This window comes from Methylobacterium sp. J-076 (assembly GCF_022829405.1).
Lineage (GTDB): Bacteria > Pseudomonadota > Alphaproteobacteria > Rhizobiales > Beijerinckiaceae > Methylobacterium.
Window position 1 is genome coordinate 42,151 of record NZ_JAKSXW010000111.1, and the last position, 23,677, is coordinate 65,827.

Here is a 23,677-nt window from a genome sequence, read left to right on the forward strand (position 1 = left end):
TGGCCGCCTATGCCGCCGGAAACCTGCACGCCAAAGTTGTTGCCGAGCCCTCGGCCGGGGGCAAGCCCGCCGCGGAGGCGGACGTGATTATTTCAGCGCCTGTGTCCGGGCGAAGACGCCGAGGCCGCGCCCCGATGTTTCACGTGAAACACCCGAACATTGCTCCCGCTCAGGCGCGGGTGAGATACATCCCCGCCATCAGGAACGTGAAGGCGGCCAGGCCGAAGAACCCTTCCTTCCGGTGGGTCTCATCCCAGAGATGCGCGGCCGCGCCCGCCGCACAGCACGTTGCACCCAAACCGATTGCCAAGGTCGACATCGAAGCCCCTCCCTCCGCAAAGCAGGATGGCCGCCGGTCTCGCCGACCCGCAGGCCGCACTGGATCGCTCACCGAACCATGAGTTCGCCACAATGGTTACTGCCGAAGTCAGACCTCGGCAAGATGTTTGCGCCGATCATCACAAACGGATGCAATCGCGGCGCGTCTTTCTCTCGCCATATGCAATTGTGCATAGTTTTTAGCGCCGTCCTGATCAGTTCTCACGCAGACAAATCAGAATCGCGGCACGCCGCCGCTGCATCCGCCCGCGAATCACCCCAACGCACGGGGACATGCCGCCAGGGTTCGACCGCCGGGACGCTTGCCGCCTCAGGCGGGGGCGGCATCCCCCCGCGGGACGGCGGGATCGACCCGTTCCCCACCGCCGCCCTCCCCGGATCCGCACCGTTCCGTTGACCCGGGCAGGCTCGGCCGCGTAAGCACGGATATGCCCCCTTCCAGCCCCACCCGCTTCGACGTCATCGTCGTCGGAGGCGGCCATGCCGGTGTCGAAGCCGCCGCCGCCGCCGCCCGCTGCGGGGCGGCCACCGCCCTCGTCACCCACGATCCGGCGACGATCGGCGCCATGTCCTGCAACCCGGCCATCGGCGGCCTCGGCAAGGGCCATCTGGTCCGCGAGGTCGATGCCTTGGACGGGCTGATGGGCCGCGCCGCGGATGCCGCCGGCATCCAGTTCCGCCTGCTGAACCGGCGCAAGGGCCCCGCCGTGCGCGGCCCCCGCACCCAGGCCGACCGGGCCCTCTATGCCGCCGCGATCCAGCAGGCCGTCGCCGCCACCGCCGGCCTCAGCGTCGTCGCCGGAGCCTGCGAAGACCTCCTCCGCGATGCCGATGGGCGCCTCGCCGGGATCGTCCAGGGTGACGGGACGACCCTCACCGCCCGGGCGGTCGTCCTGACGACGGGCACCTTCCTGCGGGGGCTGATCCATATCGGCGAGAGCCAGATCCCGGCGGGCCGGGTCGGTGAGGCCCCGTCCGTCGGACTGGCGCACAGCCTCGACCGGCTCGGCCTGCGCCTCGGCCGGCTGAAGACCGGCACGCCGCCGCGCCTCGCCCGCGACAGCATCGCCTGGGACCGGCTGGAGATGCAGGCGGCCGACGACGACCCCGTGCCGTTCTCGACGCTGACCGAGCGGATCACCACGCCGCAGATCGCCTGCGGCATCACCCGGACGACCCAGGCCGTCCACGACCTGATCCGCGAGAACCTCCACCGCTCGCCGATGTATTCCGGCGGCATCGCCAGCCGCGGCCCGCGCTACTGCCCCTCCATCGAGGACAAGGTGGTCCGCTTTGGCGACCGGGAGGGCCACCAGATCTTCCTCGAACCCGAGGGGCTCGACGATCCTGTCGTCTACCCGAACGGCATCTCCACCGCCCTGCCGGAGGAGGTGCAGCGCGCCATCGTCCGCGCCATCCCGGGGCTGGAGCGGGCGGAGATCCTGCGGCCGGGCTACGCCATCGAGTACGACTACGTCGATCCCCGCGAACTCGACGCGGCCCTGCAGGTGAAGCGCCAGCCCGGCCTGTTCCTCGCCGGGCAGATCAACGGCACCACCGGCTACGAGGAGGCGGCGGGGCAGGGCCTCGTCGCCGGCCTCAACGCGGCCCGGTTCGCGGGCGACCTGCCCCCCTCGGTCTTCGACCGGGCGGAATCCTATCTCGGCGTGATGATCGATGACCTCATCACCCATGGGGTGAGCGAGCCCTACCGGATGTTCACCTCGCGCTCCGAGTATCGGCTGAGCCTGCGCGTCGACAATGCCGACGAGCGGCTGACCCCCCGCGGCATCGCCTTGGGCGTGGTCGGCGCGCACCGGGCGGGCCATTTCGCGGCCTCGCAGGCGACCCTCGATGCCGCCCGCGCCCGGCTCGATGCCCTCAGCCTCTCGCCGAGCCAGGCCGCGACCCACGGCATCGCCCTCAACCGGGACGGCATCCGCCGCAGCGCCTTCCAGCTCCTGTCCTATCCGGAGATCGGCTGGGACCACCTCGCCGCCGTGTGGCCGGACCTCACGGAGGTGCCGCCGCGCATCGCGGACCGCTTGCAGACGGACGCGACCTACGCCGTCTACCTGGATCGCCAGAATGCCGACATCGCCGCCTTCCGGCGGGACGAGGCGGTTCGCCTGCCGGAGGGGCTGGACTATGCCGGCATCAGCGGGCTCTCCAACGAGATGCGCCTGAAGCTCGAGACCGTGCGGCCGGGCACCTTGGGGCAGGCGGCGCGGATCGAGGGCGTGACGCCCGCGGCGCTCACCCTGCTGGCGGCCCACGCCAAGCGCGGCGACCGCCGCCCCCGGCAATCGGCATGAGCGCCGCCGCCCGGGGGGACGTCCTGGCCGCCTACGATGTTTCACGTGAAACAACGCAGGCCCTGGACGCCTATGTCGCCCAGCTCACCCGCTGGCAGCAGGTGAAGAACCTCGTCGGCCCATCGACCCTCTCCGAGGTGTGGAGCCGGCATGTGGCGGACGCCCTGCAGCTCCTCGCCCTCGCCCCCGACGCCCGGACCTGGATCGACCTCGGCTCCGGCGCGGGCATCCCCGGCATGATCCTCGCCATCGCCGGAAAGGAGCGGGGGATCCGCGTGACGCTGGTGGAGAGCAACACGCGCAAATGCGCGTTCCTCACCGAGGCGGCGCGGATCACCGGCGCGCCGGCCACCGTCCGCAACGCCCGCATCGAAGCGGTGATCGGGGACGCCGCGGGCACCGACATCGTCTGCGCCCGGGCGCTGGCGGCCCTCGACCAGCTCCTCGACTGGTCGGCGCCTCTGTTGAAATCCGGCACCATCGGCCTGTTTCCGAAGGGCCGGGATGTCCAGGCGGAATTGACCCAGGCCGCCGCGCGGTGGACAGTCTCCTACGATCTCGTGCCGAGTCGAACTGACCCCGACGCCCGGATCGTGCGGGTCACAGCCCTAACCGAACCGAGCCCCCGATGAGCGACGCGACGACCGTCGACGCCTCCGAGCGCCCTGCCACCGGCCATCCGGCCAAGCCGCTGCGGATCCTCGCCCTGGCGAACCAGAAGGGCGGCGTCGGCAAGACCACGACGGCGATCAACCTCGGCACCGCGCTCGCCGCCATCGGCGAGGAGGTGCTGGTGATCGACCTCGATCCCCAGGGCAACGCCTCCACCGGTCTGGGCATCGAGAAGGCCCGGCGCCGGGTCTCGACCTACGAGCTGATGGCGGGGGAGGCGAGCCTCGCCCAGACCGTGATCCCCACCGCGGTGCCGCGCCTATCCATCGCCCCCTCGACCATGGACCTGCTGGGCCTGGAGATGGAGATGGCCGCCTCGCAGGACAGGGCGCACCGCCTGCGCAACGCCCTGCGGAGCATGGCGCAGTCCGAAAGCCTGAAGCGCATCAGCTACGTGCTGATCGACTGCCCGCCCTCCCTCAATCTGTTGACCATCAACGCCCTGGCCGCCGCCGACGCGGTGCTGGTGCCCCTGCAATGCGAGTTCTTCGCCCTCGAAGGGTTGAGCCAGCTCCTGCGCACCGTGGAGCAGGTGCGCGGGGCCCTGAACCCGCGCCTCAGCATCCAGGGCATCGTGCTGACGATGTTCGACCCGCGCAACAACCTCTCGGCGCAGGTGGTGGCGGACGTGCGCAGCTTCATGGGCGACAAGGTCTACGAGACCATGATCCCCCGGAACGTCCGCGTGTCCGAGGCGCCCTCGCACGGCAAGCCGGCCTTGCTGTACGATCTGAAATGCGCGGGCAGCCAAGCCTACCTGCGCCTCGCCTCGGAGGTGATCCAGCGGGAAGGCCGCGTGCCGGCGGCGGCCTAGCGCCCCCGCCCCGCGTTATGGCGCGCCGGGGCCGGGCCGAACGAGCGTAACGACGATCCGCCCGGCCGCAGGCGCCGGGTGTTCCAGTGAACGAAGACAGGTGAGACGATGGCGGAGGAGGTCGCAAGGCCCCGGCTGGGGCGCGGACTCGCGGCCCTGATCGGCGATTTCGGGGATCCGGCGCAGCCGCCGCCCAAGCACGAGGGCCAGCGCAAGGTCGCCGTGGAGTTCCTGCGGCCGAACCCCCGCAACCCCCGCCGGCATTTCGGCGAGGAGGAGCTGTCGGAGCTCGCCGGGTCGATCAAGGCGCGGGGGCTCATCCAGCCCATCGTGGCGCGGCCGCTGCCCGACGTGCCGGGCGCCTTCGAGATCGTGGCCGGCGAGCGGCGCTGGCGGGCCGCCCAGCGGGCCGGGCTGGACGAGGTGCCGGTGGTCGTCGTCGAGATCGACGACCGGGCCTCCCTCGAGTTCGCGATCCTCGAGAACGTCCAGCGCGCCGACCTCAACCCGGTGGAGGAGGCGTCCGGCTACGAGCGGCTGATGCGCGACTTCTCCTACACCCAGCGCGAGCTGGCGGAGATCCTGGGCAAGAGCCGCAGCCACCTCGCCAACACCCTGCGCCTCCTGAACCTGCCGCAGGCGGTGCAGGACCGGCTGAGCGCGAGCGAGATCACTGCCGGCCATGCCCGCGCCCTCCTGTCCCTGCGCGATCCCGAGGGCGTGGCCCGGCGCATCGTGGCCGAGGGCCTGTCGGTGCGCGAGGTCGAGGCCCTGGCCGCCGCCGAGGCCGAGCCGTCGGAGACCCCGCGCCCCGGCCGGCCGCGCCTCGCCGCCGAGCGCCCGGCCCCCGTGCGCGCTCTGGAGCTGCGCTTGCACCGGGCGCTGGGGGTGAGCGTCGCCTATCGCCCGAAGGACGAGGAATCGGGGGAGATCCGCCTGCGCTATGCCAGCCGCGACGAGCTGCAGGGCCTGCTCGACCGGCTGAAGGTGCCGGCGGAGGACTGAGCGCCGCGCCGGGCGGCGGAGGGCGCGTCAGCGGCGGCGGCCGGCTTCCGCGATGCGGAGGAGGGCGGCCGAAGCCAGGGCTTCGGCGAGGGTGGGTTCCGCCCGGCGGCAGGCCAACACCCCCTGCTGGAGGATCTCCACCGCCTGCCGCAGGCGCCCCGGCCCCCACAGGGAGAGCTGGCGCTCGATGCTGGCCTTGCGCTTGAAGTGCAGGCCGCGCCACGCCGCGGCCATCGCCGCGGGGGTCTTGTCGGGGTTGTCGAGGCGCAGGGCGAGGAGGGCGGTGGCGTGCCGGAGCGCAGAGCCGAGCACCTGCCCGGGATCGAGCCCCTCCTGCCGGAAACGGCGCGAATCCCGCTCCACGGTCTCCGCCCGCCCATCGAAGGCGGCGTCGATCAACGTGTTGAGGACGCTGGCGGCGACATCGCTCACCACCGCCTCCACGTCGTCCAGGGCGATGCTGCCCTTGCCCGCGGCATAGAGGGCGAGCTTCTCGATCTCCATCAGGCTCGCCCGCCGGTCGCCGCCGAGGCTGCGGACCAGCACCTCCCGGGCGTCCCGGTCGATCCGCAGGTCGAGCCCGCGCAGGGTCCGGTCGATCAGGTCGCCGAGGGCCCGCTCGTCATCCGGGTAGCAGGGGACGGCCAGCGCCCGCTGCGACTTCTCGCACAGGGCGCGCAGGGGGTTGCCCTTGGTGAGGTCGCCCGCCTCCACGACGATCCGCGTGTCGGTGACGGGGATGCCGAGCACCGCCTCGACGGCGGGGGCCACGTTGCGGCTCCCCGGCCGCACCCAGATCGCCCGCTTGCCGCCGAACAGGCCCACCGTGCCGGCCTCGTCGCAGAGGCGGCCGGGGTCGGAGGCGACCACGTCGCCGTCGATCTTCACAAGGGCGAAGGGGTCGGACGCGTCCGGCAGGAAGCCCTCGGCCAGGGCCTTGGCGCGCTCGGTGACGAGGCCGGTATCGGGGCCGTAGACGAGGATCACCGGGATGCGCGGGTCCGGCCCCCGGCGGATCAGGTCCTCGATGTCCCCCGGCCGGACGGCCGTCACGGGCCACTCACGGCTTGGCCGCCAGCACCGAGGCGATGCGGGTCTTGATCTGGTCGGCCAGGGTGTCGGCGAGGCGGATCTCCGCGTCGCGGGCGGCCCGCTGGCTGGCGAAGCGCTGGATCGAGCGGTCGTAGGTGGCCGTCGAGGTGGCGACGCCCTCCGCGATCACCTTGCTGCCGCCGAGATCCTCCAGGCTGTAGCGCATGCTGCCGACGATGGTGCCGGCCTCGGCGCGGCCCGTGGTGGAGGAGACGATCGGCGTCTGCACGGTCTCGGAGCCGGACAGCTTCAGGCGGTACTGCTTCTTCGCCGGCTGGCCGGAGCCGTCCAGGTCGAAGATCAGCTCGCTGCGCAGGTAATGGCCGAGGCGTTCCTGGCCCTGGGCCATCACGATCTCGTCCACCTGCACGGAGGAGAGCAGGGCCTGGATCGACTCGCCCGAGGCGGTCGGCCCGTAGAGGGGACGGAAGCAGGCCGACAGGCTCAGGCTCAAACCCGCCACCAGGGCGAGCCGCCCCGCCCGCAAAGCCACCGGTCCTACGCCAAGCCTCATCGTGCCGTCCCGTCCCGCTTCGCTCCGGTCTTAGCGCGGACCGGGGGCCCTGCGCCACGACTCTCGGCACACGCCCTTACGATTCCTCTGCGGCGGGAGCGTGGTGGGGACGTTTCCGGGGATAACTCACCACCGGTAGATTAGGCTGCCGATCACCGTGGCGGGGGCGCCCCGGTAGCAGTAGCCTGCTTGGCAGGTGGCGTAATCCCGGTCGAAGATGTTGTAACCGTTGATCTGCGCCCGCAGGCCCTGGAACTTCGGGTCGATCGCCGCGAAGTCGTAGGCGACCAGGGCGTCGAACAGCGTCACCGTCGGGTTGCGGAAGGTGTTCTCGTCGTTGCCGAAGCTATGGGTCATGAAGCGGAGCCCGCCGCCGAGGGTGAGGCCCCGCAGGGGCGAGCCCGCCGGGAAGAGGTAGCCGACGAAGCCCGCGAAGGTATCGCCGGGGATGCCGGAGACCGTGTTTCCATCCAGCACCTGCCCCGAGGCGGAGGTCTGGTTCAGGTATTCCAGGTTGAGGTGGGTGTAGGCCAGGGTCAGGTTCGTGCCGGGCGCGAGGTTGGCGATCGCCTCCATCTCGAAGCCCCGGGACCTGACCGAGCCCGTCGCGATCGACTTGGTGAGATCGTTCGGATCCGGCCGCAGGATGCTGCTCTGGACGATGTCGAAGCCCGAGACCGTCGTCTGGATGTTCGTTCCGGGAATCAGGTACTTCACGCCCGCCTCGATCTGGTCGCCGGTCGAGGGTTTGAAGGCGCGGCCCTGCGCGTCCACGCCGACCTGCGGGGTGAAGTTGGTGGCGTAGCTGGCGTAAGGGACGAGCCCCGGGGCGAGGAGGTAGCTCAGCCCGACCCGGCCGGTGAAGGCCCGGTCGTCCTGGCGGCTCGCCGTGTCGGTGCCGCCGTTGAACGTCTCCTGGAAGGTCCAGTCGTACCGCCCCGACAGGGTGAGGATGAACCGGGCGAGCTTGGCCTGATCCTGAAGGTACAGCCCGAGCTGGTCCTGGCTCTGGGTGCTGCGCGGCCCCAGCGCCGGCGCCGCGATGAATTGCCGGCCATAGTTCAGCGCGGTGAGGTCGAGGTCGGGCGCCGCGGCGAAGCCGGAGCGGGTGGTGAAGTCGTAATGGACATAGTCCAGGCCGCCGAGCAGCGTGTGCTGGACCGGCCCGGTCCGCCCATGTGCCTCGACCTGGTTGTCGAGGCTGATCTGGCTCAGCCGTTCCCGCAGGTATCCCGCCGTCCGGGACGCGGTGGTCCCGTCCGCGCTGAGCGAATCGATCTGCGCGTATTGGTAGGAGTTCTGGGTGTCGTAGAAGCGGAAGTTCTGGCGGACGATCAGGTCCTCCGAGATGTGGTGTTCGAAGGCGTAGCCGACGCGGCCCTGCCGGAGCTTGAAGTCGTTGAAGGCCGGATCGCCGGAATAGAGCCGGGTCGAGACGAAACCCGGGGCGTTGTAGAACGACGCGTTCCCCGGAAGCTTCGAGTCCTGGTACTCGCTGAGGAAGGTGAAGGTCGTGTCGGCGTCGGGCCGCCACGTGAAGGCCGGGGCGATGTAGGTCCGGTCGTCCGCGCTGCCGGGCAGGAAGGTGTTCGCCTCCCGCCGCAGGCCGGTCAGGCGATAGGCGAGGGTGCCGTCCGTGCCCTCCACCGGCCCGCCGATGTCGACGTTGCCCTGGTAGCGGTCGTAGTTCCCGACCTGAAGCTGCATCTCGCCGAAGCGCGTGAAGACCGGCCGTTTCGTGGTGAGGTCGAGGATGCCCCCCGGCGAGCCGAGGCCGTAGAGCCCGGAGGAGGGCCCGCGCAGGATCGTCGCCGCCTCCAGCCCGTAGGGCTCGACCCGGGGCAGGGTCAGGTTGTTGCCGACCTGCCGGATCCCGTCCCGGAAGATACCGTTGTAGGTCAGGTCGAAGCCGCGCACGTAGAACGAATCGTAGCGCGGATCGAAGCCGAAGACGTTCGTCGCCGTGCCGGCCGCATAGCCGAGGGCCTCGTTGACGGTCTGCACGTTCCGGTCGTTGAGCTGCTCCCGGGTGATCACCGTCACCGATTGCGGGGTCTCGATCAGCGGCGTGTTGGTCTTCGTCGCGGACGGGCTCACCCGGGCGACGTAGCCGGTGACGCCCGAGGGGCCGCCGCCCCCGCCGCTGGTGGCGGCGCTGTCCTGGGAGACGGCGACGTTCGCCCCCGTGCCCTGCCCGGACCGGTCCCCCCGCACCGCTTCCACCGAGATCTCGTCGAGCTGCAGCGCGGTCTCCTGCGCCCGCGCCTCCCGGAGGGACGCGGGGGCGGACAGGGCGCTGGCCGCAAGCAACAGGGCGAGGAGGGTGGGGCGGTCGGTCATGGGCGGTCTCAGGCAGGCGCTCATCGGCAGCGCCCGCCTGCGACATCAACCGATCGGCCTTACCCGATCAAGCCGAAAAAGTGTTGTAAATCACACACTTAAAACGGTTCAAATCTGTACCTGTTCGAATTCAAAAGTCGAGCGCCGGCTCCCGCAGCGCCTCCGCCTCGCGGGTGCAGGCGCCCTGATCGGGGGGCGTGCCACCCGCCGCCAGCGCGGCCTTCATCTCGCCCCGCGCCTTGTCGAGGTCCGCCCGGAACACCGCATCGCCCATCAGCGCCGCGAAGGTGGACGAGCCGTTGGTCCGCCCGGCGGAGACGTCGCTCAGCCAGTGCACGCCACACACGACCCGGCTCTCCCCGTAGGCCCGGCCCCGGGCGAGGATGGCGGTGGATTTTTCCGGCACCAGGGCGGCCATGATCAGGGCATAGGCCCAGCCCTGCGTCGCGTGGCCCGAGGGGTAGCTGAAGCTGTCGGCCAGGGCCTGGGTCCGCTGCACGCAGATCGGCGCCTCGTTGCCCACGAAGGGCCGCAGGCGGCGGTAATGCACCTTGGGGATCCGCGTCATGTGGACGAGGTCCATGCGGGCGCGCTCCAGCAGGTTCAGCGTGGCCGGCACCCGCCCCTGGTCGATCCGCACGCCGAGGACGCAGGCGAAGTTCTCCAGCACCGCCGCGGCCCCCTCCGCCACGTCGTCGGCCGCGAGGTTCCAGCGCGGCGTGCCCTTCAGGGCGCGGGTGCTGGCGAAGGCGGCGTGGTCGGCCGCGTCGAGGGGGGAATGGTGGGCCGGCGGCGGCGGCAGGATCCGCAGGGGATCGGGCAACGCCTCGTCGGCCAGGTAGGCCTTCACCGCCGGCTTGCCGGGCTTGACCGGGTCCGCCGACAGGGAGGGGGCGGAGGCGGGGGGCGCGTCTGGGTCGGCGGCCGGCGCGGGCGCGCAGGCCAGCAGGAGGGCGGCGAGCGACAGGGCCGTCGTGACCGGGGGGCGGCGCATCGGTGTTCCTCGCTTGGCGATCGGCCTCGGGTGAACCTCACCCATGGGGCAGACGGATCGTGGGCTTGGAAAAATCCCTGCCCGTCGCCCGCGCGCGAGTCCAGGGCGTGCGGTGTCATCCGCGGCCGGTCACACCCCCGTGGAGGGACGGCAGGGGCGTGTCAGCCGGCCCGGATCGCCGCGGCCACGGCGGCGGGGTGCTCCTCGTGGGGGCTCAGCGCCCCGGGGACCCGCAGGCTCGTCACGAGGCCGCTCGCCGCCAGGGCGTCCATCTCGGCGCCGGAGCGCCGGGGGGCGCCCTCCGGGCGCAGCATCAGCACGGGCGGCAGCCCTTCGCCGAACAGGCCGAGGAACGCCTCCCGGCTCGGGACGGGGTCGAGGCCGCCGGTCACGAAGGCCGCCGTGCCGAAGCGACCGTTGCGCTGGCGGGTGATGGCATGCTTCGCCCGCACGAGGTCGGGCGTCACCCGCTCCCGGTCGCCGTAGACATGCGCCCTCATCATCCGCCCGATGACCGGGGGGCTGATGTTGATCCGGTAGAGGGCCTCGCCGATCAGCGGGGCCTCCACCGCCCGTCGGATGCGCGGGAACCAGGCCGCCCGTTGGGGCATCGCAGTCGGCAAAGGACCGCGCCATGTGGGCGCCACCAGCACGAGGCGGCCGAAGGCGCCGGGGTGCCGGCGGGCCGCCGCCACGAGGTAGCCCGCCGCATGTCCCGCCGCGATCCCCACGGCATAGGGGCCGGGCGCCGCGGCGAGGAGCCCGTCGAGAAAGGCGTGGAACGTCGAGGGGTTGAGGGGGATGCGCTCCCGGGTCCTGGCGCCGAAGCCGGGCCAATCCGGCACGAGGCAGCGATGGTCGCGGACCAACTCATTTGCCAGCTCAGCGACCTCGCCCCGGGACGAGATGGTCGAGAGAGCCGGCAAAATAAGAGCGTCGGGCCCCTGGCCGGACACGTCGCAGGGCACCTCTATCCGGTGCCCGGCCAGCGTCAGGCCGATGGTGCGCGCCGCCACCGCCGCCCCTTGGCTCACGTGCGCAGCAGGTCGTTGATCGCCGTCTTGGCGCGGGTCCCGGCATCGACGCGCTTGACGATGACGGCGCAGTACAGGCTCGGGCCGGGGGAGCCGTCCGGCAGGGCCTTGCCGGGCAGGGAGCCGGACACCACGACGGAGTAGGGGGGCACGTAGCCGTAGGTCACCTCGCCGGTGGCCCGGTCCACGATCTTGGTGGAGGCGCCGAGGTAGACGCCCATGGAGAGCACCGCCCCCTGGCCGACGATCACGCCCTCGACCACCTCGGAGCGGGCGCCGATGAAGCAATCGTCCTCGATGATGACCGGGTTGGCCTGCAGCGGCTCCAGCACGCCGCCGATGCCGACGCCGCCCGAGAGGTGGACGTTCCGGCCGATCTGCGCGCAGGAGCCCACCGTCACCCAGGTATCGACCATCGTGCCCTCGCCGACATGGGCGCCGAGGTTCACGAAGCTCGGCATGAGGATGGCGTTGGGGGCGATGTAGGAGCCCCGGCGCACGAAGCTGCCGGGCACGGCGCGGAAGCCGGCTTCCTGGAAGCGGGCGGCGTCCCAGCCCTCGAACTTGGAGGGCACCTTGTCCCACCACGGCGCGGCGCCGGGGCCGCCGGAGATCGTGGTCATGTCGTTGAGGCGGAAGGAGAGCAGCACCGCCTTCTTCAGCCACTGGTTGACCTGCCACGCGTGGCCGTTCGCGCCGGACACCTTCTCGGCGACGCGGGCCTTGCCCGAATCGAGCAGGCCCAGGGCCTCGTCCACGGCCTCCCGCACGGCGCCCGTCGTGGCGGCCGAGATGGTGGCGCGCTCCTCCCAGGCGGTCTCGATGGTCCGGGCGAGGTCGGCGTGGGACGCGGCGTGGGACATGGGCGGCAGCGGGTTCCGGGACGGGGAAGCCCCGTGCTTACAGCCGCCCGCCGGGGCTGTCACCGGGGGCGCGGCGCGCCGCTCACGCCTCCCCGAGGAGGGCGCGGACGCGGTCGAGATCGTCCGTGAAGGTCACGAGGTCGAGGGCCATGGCGTCGTGGATCGCCTGGGCCGCGGCGGGAAACTCCTCGAGGACCCGACGCATCAGGGTCGGCGTGATGCGCACCAGCTCGCAGCCCCCCTCCGCGAAGGCGTCGCAGGGGCGCTCGCCCCGGACGAACAGGGCGAGGTGGCCGATCAGCGCCGAGCGCCCGGCCCGGACCGGCGCGCCGGAGGACGGCTCCAGGCGGACGGTGCCGGACATCACGACGAAGCCCCCGTCGGCCGGCTCGCCGCGGCCGAACAGGCGGTCCCCGTCGCGCAGCTCCCGGCGCTCGGCGGCGAAGGAGAGCAGGCGCAAGGCGTCCCGGTCGAGAAAACCGAAGACGGGCGCCGCCGCGAGGATCGCGATGTCGTCGTCGAGACCCACGCTGCCCCTGCCGCTCCGTCTCCGGCAACCCCGGCAGGATGGCCTATACGAAAAAGCCTAATAAATCAGGGAAGCAACTTGTAACCGCCACCCTCGGTCACGAGGATCGCCGCCACCGCCGGATTGGGCTCGATCTTCTGCCGCAGCCGGTAGATGTGCGTCTCCAGGGTGTGGGTGGTCACGTGGGCGTTGTAGCCCCACACCTCCGCGAGCAGGGTGTCCCGGTTCACCACCGCCCGGCCCGCCCGGTAGAGGAAACGCAGGATCGCGGTCTCCTTCTCCGTGAGCTTCAGCTTCGAGCCGCGCTCGCCCACCAGCAGCTTGGCGCTCGGCCGGAACGTGTAGGGGCCGATCTGGAACACCGCGTCCTCGGACGCCTCGTGGCTGCGCAGGTGGGCGCGGATGCGCGCCAGCAGGATGCCGAACTTGAACGGCTTGGTGACGTAGTCGTTCGCCCCCGCCTCCAGCCCCTCGACGTGGTCGGCCTCCGAATCCTGCGCGGTCAGCATGATGACCGGGCTGCGGAAGCCCCCCTGCCGCATCCGGCGCACGGCCTCGCGCCCGTCCAGGTCGGGCAGGCCGACATCCATCACGGCGAGGTCGATCCGATCGTCCACGACCCGGCGCATCGCATCCGCGGCGCAGGCTTCCCCGACGACCCTGAACTCCTCGGACAGGGCGAGCTGCTCGATCAGCGTGTCGCGCAGGATCTCATCGTCGTCACAGATGAGGAGGCGGTAGGCATTCGACATCGTCACGAAGCCCTAGCGTAAAAGCCCTGGCCCACGAAATCCCTCCCGCGAGGGAGGGTGTACGGGGCAACCATCGTCCTCCACCCTTTACACCCGGTCGGGTGGGCCGGAGTGGAACGGACCTGCAAAGGATGAGCTTTGTGACCGTAAAGTGGCTTGCGCGCAATTCGACTTGCGGTTTGCCCGCACAGTGCCGGTGGATCCGGGCGGGAGAGGGCCGGTGATGCGGGTCGTCCGGACCACCCTGCGCGAGATCCGCGTCCGCCCCACCGTGGCCGACCGGCGCAAGGGCCACCTCCTCGTGGGCCGGGCGGTGATTCCCTGCGCCCTCGGCGCCTGCGGGATCGTCAGCGGCAAGCGCGAGGGGGATGGGGGCTCGCCGCGGGGGCGCTTCCGCCTGCGCGGGGGCGCCTACCGGCCCGACCACCTGCCGGTCCGCCCGCGGACCGCCCTGCCGCTGCGCGCCCTCCGGCCAGACGACGGCTGGTGCGACGACCGGCGGGACCGCCGCTACAACCGGCCGATGCGCCTGCCGGCGCCGGGCGTCAGCGCGGAAGCGATGTGGCGGGGGGACGGCCTGTACGACGTGGTGCTCGACATCGACTACAACCGGGCGCCGATCCGGCCCGGCCGGGGCTCGGCGATCTTCATGCACGTCGCCCGCGAGGGCTACCGCCCCACGGAGGGCTGCGTGGCCCTCGCCCGGGCCGACCTCATCCGCCTGCTGCGCCGCCTGGGCCCCCGCACCCACCTGCGCATCGGCTGAGCGGCGGGGTTCACACCTGCCGCACCTCCCCGGGCTTGAGGTTCATCGCCTTGGCGGTGCGCGTGGACAGGCTGCCCACGATCACCGGCTGCCCCGTCTCCCCCGCCCGGGCCATGACGGCGGCCAGGGCCTCGGCCGCGCCGGGCATCCGCGCCGCGTAGACCGGCGTCGCGGAGGAGCGCGCCGCGGTGAGGGCGACGAGGTAGGTCGTGTGGCGTACGCGCAGGCGAGACGGCATCCCCGATCCTTGCCCTGTCGGCTAAGTAACTTCGAAGCCCTCCCTACCCCGCGGGGACAGGGTGGGACAGACCATTCCCACTCATCGCTCCATCCGGCAGTTACGATCCCGACCGGAACAGAATTTTGCCCGCCCGATCAGGTCGCTGTCAGCGATAGCGCCGGGAAAGTCGCATCGTCGGGCACAGCCTCCCAGGTTTGACCGGGCGAGATCGGCAACGCCCGCGTCAGGGTCCCGGTCGAGATGACCTCGCCCGGAGCCAGGGCGGCCTCACCGGGGTTATTAGCCAGCATAGTAACGAGGTGATCCAGGGCGGCGAGGGGGCCGCCCCGGAGGACGTTGGCCGCCGCCCCGAGGTCGGCGACCTCCCCGTCGCAGGTCAACGTGAGGGTGAGGCCGGACAGCCGGGCCAGCCATTCCTCCTCCCGTCCGGGGGCGACGGGGATCCGCGCCCCGGGCATCAGGCACCCGTGCAGCCCGAAGGCCGCCACCGTGTCGGGGGCGGCGAAGCGCCACCCCGCGAAGAGGGATTGGACGATCTCGAAGCCGAGGCTCACCCAGGCGACGCAGCCGAAGAGGGCGCGCCGGTCCATGCCGGCCTCGGGGGCACGGCCGAGGCCGAGGATGATCTCGGGCTCGATCCGCGGCTCCACGAAGGCGGCCAGGGAGAGCGGCGCGGGGAGGGGCGCCCCCTCGATCAGCGTCGTGTCGTAGACCGTGCCCCAGATCGGCCCATCGACGCCGTACTCCCCCCAGATCGTCGTGTTGGTGAAGCCGATCTTGCGGCCCACCGGCCGCTCGCCCCGCGCCTCGCGCAGGCGCCGCACCTCCCCCGCCACCCGGTAGGCGGCGGGCAGGTCGAAGCCCGGCATCCAGGAGGAGGGCGGCGCGATCTGCCGCCGGTGCTCGTGGGCGGCCAAGATCGTGCGGGCCAGGGTGGCGGCGGGGTCAGGACCGGTCATGGCGCCTCCTGGGGTCGCGTGGGGTGTCCAGGCGACGCCCCGGCGGGGAACGTCCCCTCCCGTCCCCACCCCGAGGAACTTGGCCGTGGCGACGCCGGCTTGTCCCGGGGAGAAGGCCGGCTCCGGGCCGCCTCCGGGATGCAAGGGAACAGACCATGAAGGCACTCTGCTGGCACGGTAAAGGCGACATCCGCTGCGACACGGTCCCCGATCCGAGGATCGAAGACCCGCGCGACGTGATCATCAAGGTCTCCTCCTGCGCCATCTGCGGCTCCGACCTCCACCTGATGGACGGGCTGATGCCGACGATGGAATCGGGCGACATCCTCGGCCACGAGTTCATGGGCGAGGTGGTGGAGACCGGCAGCGGCCATTCCAAGTTCCGCAAGGGCGACCGGATCGTCGTGCCGTTCAACATCAATTGCGGCGAGTGCCGCCAGTGCAAGCTCGGCAACTGGTCGGTCTGCGAGCGCTCGAACCGCAACGCGCAGATGGCCGCCGCGCAGTTCGGCTACACCACCGCCGGCCTGTTCGGCTACTCGCACCTCACCGGCGGCTATGCGGGCGGGCAGGCGGAGTACGTGCGCGTGCCCATGGCGGACGTGGCGCCGATGAAGGTGCCCGACGGCATGGATGACGAGGCGGCCCTGTTCCTCACGGACATCCTGCCCACCGGCTGGCAGGGCGCGGAGCATTGCGAGATCAAGGGCGGCGAGACCATCGCCGTCTGGGGCGCGGGGCCGGTGGGCTTCTTCGCCATCCAGGCGGCCAGGCTCATGGGCGCCGAGCGGATCATCGTGATCGAGACCGTGCCCGAGCGGATCGCCCTCGCCAGGAAGGCCGGCGCCACCGACGTCATCGATTTCGAGGCCGAGGACGTGTTCGAGCGCATCAAGGAGATCACCAAGGGCCAGGGCCCGGACGGGGTGATCGACTGCGTCGGCATGGAGGCGAGCGGCGGCCACGGGCTGGCGGGCTTCGTCACCGCCGTGCAGGAGAAGCTCACCTCCACCGAGCGGCCCATCGCCCTGGCCGAGGCGATCAAGGCGGTGCGGCCCTGCGGCATCGTCTCGGTGCCCGGCGTCTATGGCGGGCCGGTGCCGATCAACATGGGCTCCATCGTCCAGAAGGGGCTGACCATGAAGAGCGGGCAGACCCACGTGAAGCGCTACCTCGAGCCCCTGCTCAAGCTGATCCAGGAGGGCAAGATCGACACCTCGTCGCTGATCACCCACCGCTCGAGCAGGCTGGAGGACGGGCCCGACCTCTACAAGGCGTTCCGGGACAAGAAGGACGGCTGCGTGAAGGTGGTGTTCCACCCCGGCGGCTGAGGGCCGCCCGCCCCCCGATGGCCCCGCCCCGCCCGCCCTGACGGGCGGGGCGGGGCGGGGCGGGCGCGCGTCCCGCCGCCGCTGCGGGACGGAAACCGTTTCCTCACCACCGCGCGGTTCTGCCGCGAATTCGCTCGAAAGACGCTTATACAACGACATATTGCCGCGATGGGACCTCCGCTCGCGCCGCCCCCTGTCGTCCGTCGCCCGAGCCCCCCGCCCGATGTCCAGTTCCGGCTACAGCCCCGCCCTCGTCGCCCTGTCGGTGGCGATCGCGATATTTGCCGCCTACACAGCCCTGGATCTCGGGGCCCGCGCCCGGGGCCTCGCCGGCCGCCCGGCCCTGCGCTGGCTCTGGATCGCGGGAGCCGCCGTGACCATGGGCGGCGGCATCTGGGCCATGCACTTCGTCGGCATGCTCGCCCTCGAGATGGGGATGCCGGCGGCCTACGACCTCGGCCTGACGGTCCTGTCCTTCCTCATCGCGGTGGGGGTGACGGGGGCGGCCTTCGCCTGGGTCGGCCGCGCGGCGGCGGGCGGGGGCGCCGTGCTGGTCGCGGGGCCGCTCATGGGGCTCGGCGTCGGGCTGATGCACTACACGGGCATGGCCGCGATGCGGATGCCCGGCCCCATCCTCTACGATCCCGCCCTGGTGGTCGCCTCGGTCGTCATCGCCATCCTGGCCGCCACCGCGGCCCTGTGGCTCGCCTTCCGCCACAACAGCGTGCCCGAGAAGGTCGCGGCGGCCTGCGTCATGGGGCTGGCCGTGTCCGGCATGCACTACACCGGCATGGCGGCGGCGACCTTCACCGCCGGCGCCGCGCACGATCACGCCGGCCCCGCCATCGCGGGGGCGCAGCCCTACCTCGCCGTGGGCGTGGCCGGGGCGACGTTCCTGATCCTGTTCGTCGGGATGCTGGCCATCGCCGTCGATCAGCACCGCATCCAGGGTGAGCTCGCCGCCAGCGAAGCCCGGTTCCGGGCCGCCATCGCGGCGGTGCGCGGCGTGCTCTGGACCAACGATGCCCAGGGCCGGATGGTCGGCCCGCAGCCCGGCTGGGCCGCCATCACCGGGCAGACGCCGGAGGAGTACAAGGGCTTCGGCTGGGCCGACGCCGTGCACCCCGACGACGCCGCCCCGAGCATCGCCGCCTGGAACGAGACCGTCGCCGCGCGGCAGACCTTCGTGTTCGAGCACCGGGTGCGCGCGAAGGAGGGCGGCTACCGGCACTACGCGATCCGCGCCGTGCCGGTGCTGAACGACGACGGGGCGATCCGCGAATGGGTCGGCGTCCACACCGACATCACCGCCCAGCGGGAGGCCGAGGCGGAGCTGCGCGAATCCAACGAGGAGATCCAGCGCTACGCCTACATCGTCAGCCACGACCTGCGGGCGCCCCTCGTGAACATCATGGGCTTCACGAGCGAGCTGGCCGAGACCCGCAGCGAGCTGCGCGCGACGCTCGCCGGGCACCCGCAGGCGGAGCGGATCGATGCCGAGATGGGCGAGGCGCTGGGCTTCATCGGCGCCGCCGTCACCCGGATGGAGAGGCTGATCGCCGCCATCCTGAAGCTCTCCCGCGAGGGCCGCCGCCGCTTCGAGCCGGAGCCCCTGGACATGACCGCCCTGATGCGCCGCCTCGCCGACGCGACGCGCCATCAGGCCGGCACGCGCAACGCCACGGTGAGCGTCGCCCCGGACCTGCCGGAGATCGTCGCCGACCGGCTCGCCGTGGAGCAGATCTTCGGCAACCTCCTCGACAACGCCCTCAAGTACCTCGACGACGGCCGCCCCGGCCGCATCACGATCACCGCCGAGGCGTCCGGGGCCGACCGGGTGCGCTTCGCCGTCGCCGACAACGGCCGCGGCATCTCCCGCAACGACCATGTCCGGGTGTTCGAGCTGTTCCGCCGGTCGGGCCCGCAGGACAGGCCGGGGGAGGGGATCGGCCTCGCCCACGTCAAGGCGCTGGTCCGGGCGCTGGGCGGCCGGATCGACCTCGCCTCCGAGCCCGGCCAAGGCTCGACCTTCACGGTGACGCTCCCCCGCGGGCCGTCTATGGAGCGCGGTGCGCCGGCTCCCCTGTCGATCGCCGCGGAATGAAGCGAGAGCCGCCCATGCATCCCGTCTGCATCGTGATGATCGAGGACGACGAGGGCCATGCCCGCCTCATCGAGCGGAACATCCGCCGGGCGGGGGTGAACAACGAGATCGTGCCGTTCCGCGACGGGACCTCGGCCCTCGCCTACCTGTTCGGCCCGGACGGCTCCGGCGAGGTGAGCCGGCGGCGCCACCTCCTGATCCTCCTCGACCTCAACCTGCCGGACATGACCGGCATCGACATCCTGGAGAAGGTGAAGGCCAACGCGCACACCAAGCGCTCGCCGGTCATCGTGCTCACCACCACCGACGACGCCCGCGAGATCCAGCGCTGCTACGATCTCGGCGCCAACGTCTACGTCACGAAGCCGGTGAACTACGAAGGCTTCGCCAACGCCATCCGCCAGCTCGGCCTGTTCTTCTCCGTCATGCAGATCCCGGAAGCGCCATGACGACAGGTCCCGGCGGCGGGGGCGGGCCCGGCATCCGCATCCTCTACATCGATGACGATGCCGGGCTCGCGCGCCTCGTGCAGCGCAGCCTGACCGCCCGCGGCTACGCCGTGGAGCACGCCGCGGGCGGCGAGGCGGGCCTCGCGCGGCTGGCCGCCGGGGGCATCGACCTCGTGGCCCTCGACCATCACATGCCCGGCCAGACCGGGCTCGACCTGCTGCCGGCCATCCGCGCCCTGCCGGACGCGCCGCCGGTGGTCTACGTCACCGGCTCGGAGGACAGCCGCGTCGCCGTGGCCGCCCTGAAGGCGGGTGCCGTCGACTACGTGTGGAAGGACCTGCAGGGCCAGTTCCGGGAGCTGCTGGGCGAGGCGGTGGCGACCGCCCTCAAGGCGGAGGCCATGCGCCGGGACAAGGAGCGGGCCGAGGCGGAGGTCCGCGCCGCCCGCGACCGGGCCGAGCTGCTCCTGCGCGAGGTGAACCACCGGGTGGCGAATTCCCTGGCCCTGGTGGCCGCCCTCGCGCGGATGCAGACCAACGCCGTGGCGGACCCGGCGGCCAAGGCCGCCCTGGAGGAGATGCAGGCGCGCATCTCGGCCATCGCCGGCATCCACCGCCGGCTCTACACCTCCGAGGACGTCGAGGCGGTGGAGCTCGACGCCTATCTCGGCAGCCTCGTGGAGGAATTGCAGCTCGCCATGAAGGCCGCGGGCCGGGACCACGCCATCCGCCTCAGCGCCGAGCCGGTGCGGCTCGCCACCGACAAGGCGGTCTCGGTGGGCGTCGTCGTCACCGAACTCGTCACCAACGCCTACAAGTACGCCTATCCCGCGCAGGAGCCGGGGGAGATCCGCGTCGCCCTGCGGCGGTCGGCGGACCGGCTCGAACTCGCCGTCGAGGATGACGGGGTCGGCTGGACCGGCGAGGGCGAGCCCCGGGGCACCGGCCTCGGCTCGCGCATCGTCCGGGCCATGGCGACGAACCTGCGCTCCGCCCTGGTCTACGATCTGGCGCCGCGGGGCACCCGGGCGTCCCTGTCGTTCGAGGGGTGAGGCCCGGCCCCGACGCCGGGGGTTCGCGGGGCGCGCCCCTCAGCGGCCGGAGCCGCGCAGGATCATCTTGATGCGCTGGTCGGCGTTGGAGATCCGCTGCCCGATGCCCCGGCGGATGCAGCGCCCGACCGAATCGCCCGCATAGAAGCCGACGGTCTTCTCCTGCGCCCGGCACGCCTCGACCGGCGGCCACGCCACCACGATGGCGACGGTGCCGAGCACCACGAACGCGTCGATCAGCAGCCACGCGAACCAGCCGAGGCGGAAGCGGCGGCGCCCGTCCTCCTCGGTCTCCTGCTCCCGCCGCTGCGGCCGGATCGCGCCGCCGGAGCTCGCCCGGGCCATGCGGGACCGGAAGCGGGCCTCCTCGAGATCGTCGGCGTTGGGTGAGGCGGCTGGGCGCATCGGCATGGTCGGATCCGGTCGGAGGGGCGGGGGCGTCAGTCGATCAGGCGCCGCAGCGCCGCGAAATTCTCCTGCATCGACGTGGCGTTGCCGATCATCTCGCTGCGCGCGCAGGCGCTGGCGCCGAGCATGGAGGCCCAGTCCGCGAAGGAGGGGCGCGCCCGGCAGTCGGCGAAGAGGTTGCCGAACAGGAACAGGCCGAGGGGCATCAGGAACAGGGCGAGCTTCACCAGCGTGACCATGCGCCGGAACGGGCTCGTCCGGCGGCGCGGGCGGCGGCGCGCAGGGGCGTCGCCGTCGTCGTCCCAGTCCCAATCCCGGCTTTCGCTGCGGTCCTGCCCGAGCATCCCGACGCTCCGTCCCGGTCCCGGCTCACCTTCCCCGACGGATCGGTGGAGGGCGCCCGGCGACGCACACGTGCAGCGTGTCACGACCGTGTGAAGACACGCCTAAGCACGATGGTTGACGGTGGGTTAGCGGCGGGCGGCCTCAGGCCGCGAGGGCCCGGCGGACGGTGGAGCGCAGGTCGGCCAGGGAGAAGGGCTTGGTCAGCACGTCGGTGACGATGGCGTCGAGGCCCCGGGCGCGCTCGCGCTGGTCGGCGAAGCCGGTCATCAGCAGGATGGTCAGGTCCGGAAAATCCCGCTTGGCGGCGAGGGCCAGGGCGATGCCGTCCATCAGCGGCATGCGGATGTCGGTGAGCATCAGGTCGAAGGCGCCGCCCGCCTCGTTGAGCCGGTCGAGCCCGTCACTCCCATCGGTCGCGGTCACGACGGCGTGGCCGTCGATCTCCAGCCCCCGCTTGAGGAAGCCGCGCACCGTCTCTTCGTCATCCACCAGAAGGATGCGCGCCATGATGACCCGGGTTCGCCTTGCTGCGCCAAAGATCTTTGCCGTCTTCCCGGCTAGAACGGCGATGGAACCGCCCCCCTGTCAAGGCGGTGCGCCCGCAAAAGCAGCTTCGCAGCGCAGCAAAACGCCAAAATGTCGCGCCGGGAGGGCTCGGCGTCACGCACCGCCGAACAGGTCGGGGTCGGTGCCGCCGAAATCGACCACGCCCACGAAGGGCAGCTGGCGGTAGGCGTGGGCGGCATCCATCCCGTAGCCGACGACGAACACGTCCGGGCAGGTGAAGCCCACGAACTCCGCGTCGATCGACACCGCCCGCTTGCCGGGCTTCTCCAGCAGCACCGCCGTCAGGACACGCTTGGCGCCGCGCGCCATGAGCAGGTCCTTGGCGAAGACCACCGTGCGGCCGGATTCGAGGATGTCGTCCACCAGCAGCACGTCGCGCCCGCGCACCTCGCTCTGCACGTCGCGCAGGATCTCCACCTGGCCGGTGGAGACCGTGCCGGTGCGGTAGCTCGACAGGTGCACGAACTCCACCTGCGGGGCGAGGCCGACGCGGTGCAGCGCCCGCAGCAGGTCGGCGGCGAACATGAAGCTGCCCTTGAGGACGGCCACCACCAGAAGGTCCTGCGGGTCGGCCGCCAGGATCTGCTGCGCCAGCTCGGCGTTGCGCCGGGCGATGGCGTCCTCGTCGTACAGGGTGCGGACGGGCCTGACGGGGCTGTTCATGGGCGCTGTATCCCGTCGTCCTCTAGGCCGCACGGCGCCCGCGGGGCCGTGGGCGGAACGGATCGGGACGCCGACTGGAAGGATGGTACCACCGCCCCGGCTCGAACGGGGGACCCCCAGATCCACAATCTGGTGCTCTAACCAACTGAGCTACGGCGGCACTGGCGGGGGGTGTATCGCGGGTTCGCACGTATTTCAAGGCGAGTGTGCGCCATTCCCCGTGGCCCGCGACAGGCCCCTACAACATCGGCACGCCGCCGGTGACGGGGACCAGCGCGCCGGACATGTAGCTGCCCTCGCGGGAGGCGAGGAGCACGTAGGCCGGGGCGAGTTCGGCCGGCTGCCCGGCGCGGCCCAGGGGCGTGTCGCTGCCGAGCCGTTCCAGCTGCTCCGGGCTCTTCACGATCGGCTGGATCGGCGTCCAGACCGGCCCGGGGGCGACGCAGTTCACTCGGATGCCCTTCGGCGCGAGAAGGTTCGACAGGCCGATCGTCAGGCTGGCGATGGCCCCCTTGGTGGCGGCGTAGATCAGCATGCTCGGGTCGGCGATCTTGGCCTGCTCGCTCGTGGTGTTCACGATCGCCCCGCCCGGCTTCATGTGCGGCACGGCGGCCTTCGTCAGGTGGTACATGGCGAAGACGTTCGCCCGGAACGAGCCCTCGATGTCGTCGGCCTTCAGGTCGTCGAGACCCTCGTTCACCACCTGCGCGGCGGCGTTGTTGACCAGCACGTCGAGCCGGCCGAACGCCTCGACCGTGCGCGCCACGAGGGCGCGGCAATGGGCTTCGTCGCGGATGTCGCCCGGCAGGAGCAGGCAGCGCCGCCCGGCCTTCTCGACCCAGGCGGCCGTGTCCTCGGCGTCGGATTGCTCGACGTCGAGGTAGGAGATCGCCACGTCGGCGCCCTCGCGGGCATAGGCGATGGCCACCGCCCGGCCGATGCCGGAATCGCCCCCGGTGATGAGGGCGGCCTGGCCGGTCAGCAAACCCTTGCCGACGTAGCTGTCCTCCCCGTGGTCCGGCCGGGGCGTCATCTTGGAGGTCAGCCCCGGCCTGGGCTGTTGCTGGTCGCCGGGGAAGGGCGGCCGGGGACCGGCTTCACGCGGATCGGTGGTCATGGTGTCGCCGGTCCCGTCGCGCTCAGAACGACCGGGTGCGGGCGGAGTTCGACCGGCTGTAGCGGCGGCGGATGACCTCGATGATCTTCGGCAGGAGGAACGCCATCAGGATCTTGCGCATGGTAAACCTCGCATCACGGCAGTGTGAGCGGGTAGCGCGCGAGACCTGCGGGAGTTCCGTCCGTATGGGACCCTGCGGCAGGACGTGCAGGTCGATGCAGCGAGCACCCGCCTTTCCGGCCCTCCCCCCCACCTTCGGAATGCGCGGGTGACCCCTCTCCCCGTCTTGCGGGGAGAGGCCCGCCGACACCTCGTCGTGTCGGCGGGACGCGAGAGGCGAAGCCGGAGCGGTGGTGAGGGGGGCTCGCCGGAGGAGCCTCGTTCGGCACGCCCCCTCACCCTCGGCTGCCGC

The 23,677-nt window shown here is 71.7% G+C and carries 25 protein-coding genes and 1 tRNA gene; 9 read left to right on the forward strand and 17 right to left on the reverse strand.

Features of this window, described 5'->3' with window-relative positions; genetic code table 11:
- Window positions 1–169: 169 nt before the first annotated feature.
- Window positions 170–319 carry a hypothetical protein gene (locus tag MKK53_RS09910; RefSeq protein WP_243928529.1) on the reverse strand — a complete coding sequence of 50 codons (150 nt, stop codon included), beginning with the start codon at window positions 317–319 and terminating at the stop codon, window positions 170–172.
- 448 nt (window positions 320–767) lie between these two features.
- Between MKK53_RS09910 and mnmG the strand changes: the two genes are divergently transcribed.
- From mnmG to MKK53_RS09930, 4 genes are all read left to right on the forward strand, one after another.
- Window positions 768–2,654 carry a tRNA uridine-5-carboxymethylaminomethyl(34) synthesis enzyme MnmG gene (mnmG, locus tag MKK53_RS09915; RefSeq protein WP_243928530.1) on the forward strand — a complete coding sequence of 629 codons (1,887 nt, stop codon included), beginning with the start codon at window positions 768–770 and terminating at the stop codon, window positions 2,652–2,654.
- Entirely contained in the window at window positions 2,651–3,286 is a 636-nt protein-coding gene (rsmG, locus tag MKK53_RS09920) for a 16S rRNA (guanine(527)-N(7))-methyltransferase RsmG (protein WP_243928531.1), read from the forward strand. The genes mnmG and rsmG overlap by 4 nt, the downstream gene beginning before the upstream one ends.
- Window positions 3,283–4,140 (forward strand): ParA family protein, encoded by an 858-nt coding sequence (locus tag MKK53_RS09925; protein WP_243928532.1) that lies wholly within the window; start codon window positions 3,283–3,285, stop codon window positions 4,138–4,140. Before rsmG ends, MKK53_RS09925 begins: the two co-directional genes overlap by 4 nt.
- Window positions 4,141–4,248: 108 nt before the next feature.
- Complete coding sequence (locus MKK53_RS09930) at window positions 4,249–5,145, forward strand: ParB/RepB/Spo0J family partition protein (RefSeq protein WP_243928533.1); 897 nt, start codon at window positions 4,249–4,251, stop codon at window positions 5,143–5,145.
- 27 nt (window positions 5,146–5,172) lie between these two features.
- On the opposite strand, the gene holA is transcribed toward MKK53_RS09930, so the two are convergent.
- The 8 genes from holA to MKK53_RS09970 form a co-directional block, all read right to left on the reverse strand.
- Entirely contained in the window at window positions 5,173–6,198 is a 1,026-nt protein-coding gene (holA, locus tag MKK53_RS09935) for a DNA polymerase III subunit delta (RefSeq protein WP_243928534.1), read from the reverse strand.
- Window positions 6,199–6,205: 7 nt separating this feature from the next.
- The gene (lptE, locus tag MKK53_RS09940) at window positions 6,206–6,751 is read right to left on the reverse strand and encodes an LPS assembly lipoprotein LptE (RefSeq protein WP_243928535.1); all 546 of its coding nucleotides are present in this window, start codon (window positions 6,749–6,751) and stop codon (window positions 6,206–6,208) included.
- 126 nt (window positions 6,752–6,877) lie between these two features.
- Window positions 6,878–9,091: a TonB-dependent siderophore receptor gene (locus tag MKK53_RS09945; protein ID WP_243928536.1), complete on the reverse strand. Its 2,214-nt coding sequence runs from the start codon at window positions 9,089–9,091 to the stop codon at window positions 6,878–6,880.
- A gap of 130 nt (window positions 9,092–9,221) precedes the next feature.
- Window positions 9,222–10,085 carry an acid phosphatase gene (locus tag MKK53_RS09950; RefSeq protein ID WP_243928537.1) on the reverse strand — a complete coding sequence of 288 codons (864 nt, stop codon included), beginning with the start codon at window positions 10,083–10,085 and terminating at the stop codon, window positions 9,222–9,224.
- 161 nt (window positions 10,086–10,246) lie between these two features.
- Entirely contained in the window at window positions 10,247–11,101 is an 855-nt protein-coding gene (locus tag MKK53_RS09955) for an alpha/beta fold hydrolase (RefSeq protein ID WP_409564301.1), read from the reverse strand.
- A gap of 14 nt (window positions 11,102–11,115) precedes the next feature.
- Window positions 11,116–11,982, reverse strand: a complete 867-nt coding sequence (gene dapD / locus MKK53_RS09960) for a 2,3,4,5-tetrahydropyridine-2,6-dicarboxylate N-succinyltransferase (RefSeq protein ID WP_243928539.1) — start codon at window positions 11,980–11,982, stop codon at window positions 11,116–11,118.
- Between the two features lie 82 nt (window positions 11,983–12,064).
- Entirely contained in the window at window positions 12,065–12,511 is a 447-nt protein-coding gene (locus MKK53_RS09965) for a cyclic nucleotide-binding domain-containing protein (protein ID WP_243928540.1), read from the reverse strand.
- Window positions 12,512–12,576: 65 nt separating this feature from the next.
- A complete protein-coding gene (locus tag MKK53_RS09970; protein WP_243928557.1) occupies window positions 12,577–13,263 on the reverse strand; it encodes a response regulator transcription factor in 687 nt (228 codons plus the stop codon).
- Window positions 13,264–13,486: 223 nt separating this feature from the next.
- Between MKK53_RS09970 and MKK53_RS09975 the strand changes: the two genes are divergently transcribed.
- Complete coding sequence (locus tag MKK53_RS09975) at window positions 13,487–14,029, forward strand: L,D-transpeptidase (RefSeq protein WP_243928541.1); 543 nt, start codon at window positions 13,487–13,489, stop codon at window positions 14,027–14,029.
- A gap of 10 nt (window positions 14,030–14,039) precedes the next feature.
- On the opposite strand, the gene MKK53_RS09980 is transcribed toward MKK53_RS09975, so the two are convergent.
- Together MKK53_RS09980 and MKK53_RS09985 are read right to left on the reverse strand one after the other, a co-directional pair.
- Window positions 14,040–14,267: a hypothetical protein gene (locus MKK53_RS09980; RefSeq protein ID WP_243928542.1), complete on the reverse strand. Its 228-nt coding sequence runs from the start codon at window positions 14,265–14,267 to the stop codon at window positions 14,040–14,042.
- Between the two features lie 137 nt (window positions 14,268–14,404).
- Window positions 14,405–15,229, reverse strand: coding sequence for a 2-keto-4-pentenoate hydratase (locus tag MKK53_RS09985; protein WP_243928543.1), 825 nt, complete (start codon window positions 15,227–15,229; stop codon window positions 14,405–14,407).
- A 155-nt stretch (window positions 15,230–15,384) separates the two neighbouring features.
- Here MKK53_RS09985 and MKK53_RS09990 point away from each other — a divergent pair, with 155 nt between their 5' ends.
- The 4 genes from MKK53_RS09990 to MKK53_RS10005 all read left to right on the forward strand — a co-directional run bounded on the left by MKK53_RS09990 (window position 15,385) and on the right by MKK53_RS10005 (window position 20,165).
- Window positions 15,385–16,560: a zinc-dependent alcohol dehydrogenase gene (locus tag MKK53_RS09990; RefSeq protein ID WP_243928544.1), complete on the forward strand. Its 1,176-nt coding sequence runs from the start codon at window positions 15,385–15,387 to the stop codon at window positions 16,558–16,560.
- 223 nt (window positions 16,561–16,783) lie between these two features.
- Window positions 16,784–18,664, forward strand: coding sequence for an MHYT domain-containing protein (locus MKK53_RS09995; RefSeq protein WP_243928545.1), 1,881 nt, complete (start codon window positions 16,784–16,786; stop codon window positions 18,662–18,664).
- A gap of 14 nt (window positions 18,665–18,678) precedes the next feature.
- Window positions 18,679–19,113: a response regulator gene (locus tag MKK53_RS10000; protein WP_243928546.1), complete on the forward strand. Its 435-nt coding sequence runs from the start codon at window positions 18,679–18,681 to the stop codon at window positions 19,111–19,113.
- The gene (locus MKK53_RS10005) at window positions 19,110–20,165 is read left to right on the forward strand and encodes a sensor histidine kinase (protein ID WP_243928547.1); all 1,056 of its coding nucleotides are present in this window, start codon (window positions 19,110–19,112) and stop codon (window positions 20,163–20,165) included. The genes MKK53_RS10000 and MKK53_RS10005 overlap by 4 nt, the downstream gene beginning before the upstream one ends.
- 39 nt (window positions 20,166–20,204) lie before the next feature.
- On the opposite strand, the gene MKK53_RS10010 is transcribed toward MKK53_RS10005, so the two are convergent.
- The 6 genes from MKK53_RS10010 to MKK53_RS10035 all read right to left on the reverse strand — a co-directional run bounded on the left by MKK53_RS10010 (window position 20,205) and on the right by MKK53_RS10035 (window position 23,265).
- Window positions 20,205–20,576, reverse strand: coding sequence for a hypothetical protein (locus MKK53_RS10010; protein WP_243928548.1), 372 nt, complete (start codon window positions 20,574–20,576; stop codon window positions 20,205–20,207).
- A gap of 29 nt (window positions 20,577–20,605) precedes the next feature.
- Complete coding sequence (locus tag MKK53_RS10015) at window positions 20,606–20,917, reverse strand: hypothetical protein (RefSeq protein ID WP_243928549.1); 312 nt, start codon at window positions 20,915–20,917, stop codon at window positions 20,606–20,608.
- A gap of 142 nt (window positions 20,918–21,059) precedes the next feature.
- Window positions 21,060–21,425, reverse strand: coding sequence for a response regulator (locus MKK53_RS10020; protein ID WP_243928550.1), 366 nt, complete (start codon window positions 21,423–21,425; stop codon window positions 21,060–21,062).
- A gap of 153 nt (window positions 21,426–21,578) precedes the next feature.
- Window positions 21,579–22,148: a hypoxanthine phosphoribosyltransferase gene (gene hpt, locus MKK53_RS10025; protein ID WP_243928551.1), complete on the reverse strand. Its 570-nt coding sequence runs from the start codon at window positions 22,146–22,148 to the stop codon at window positions 21,579–21,581.
- An 83-nt stretch (window positions 22,149–22,231) separates the two neighbouring features.
- Window positions 22,232–22,308, reverse strand: a tRNA-His gene (locus tag MKK53_RS10030).
- Between the two features lie 78 nt (window positions 22,309–22,386).
- Window positions 22,387–23,265: an SDR family oxidoreductase gene (locus tag MKK53_RS10035; protein ID WP_243928552.1), complete on the reverse strand. Its 879-nt coding sequence runs from the start codon at window positions 23,263–23,265 to the stop codon at window positions 22,387–22,389.
- Between the last annotated feature and the right edge of the window lie 412 nt (window positions 23,266–23,677).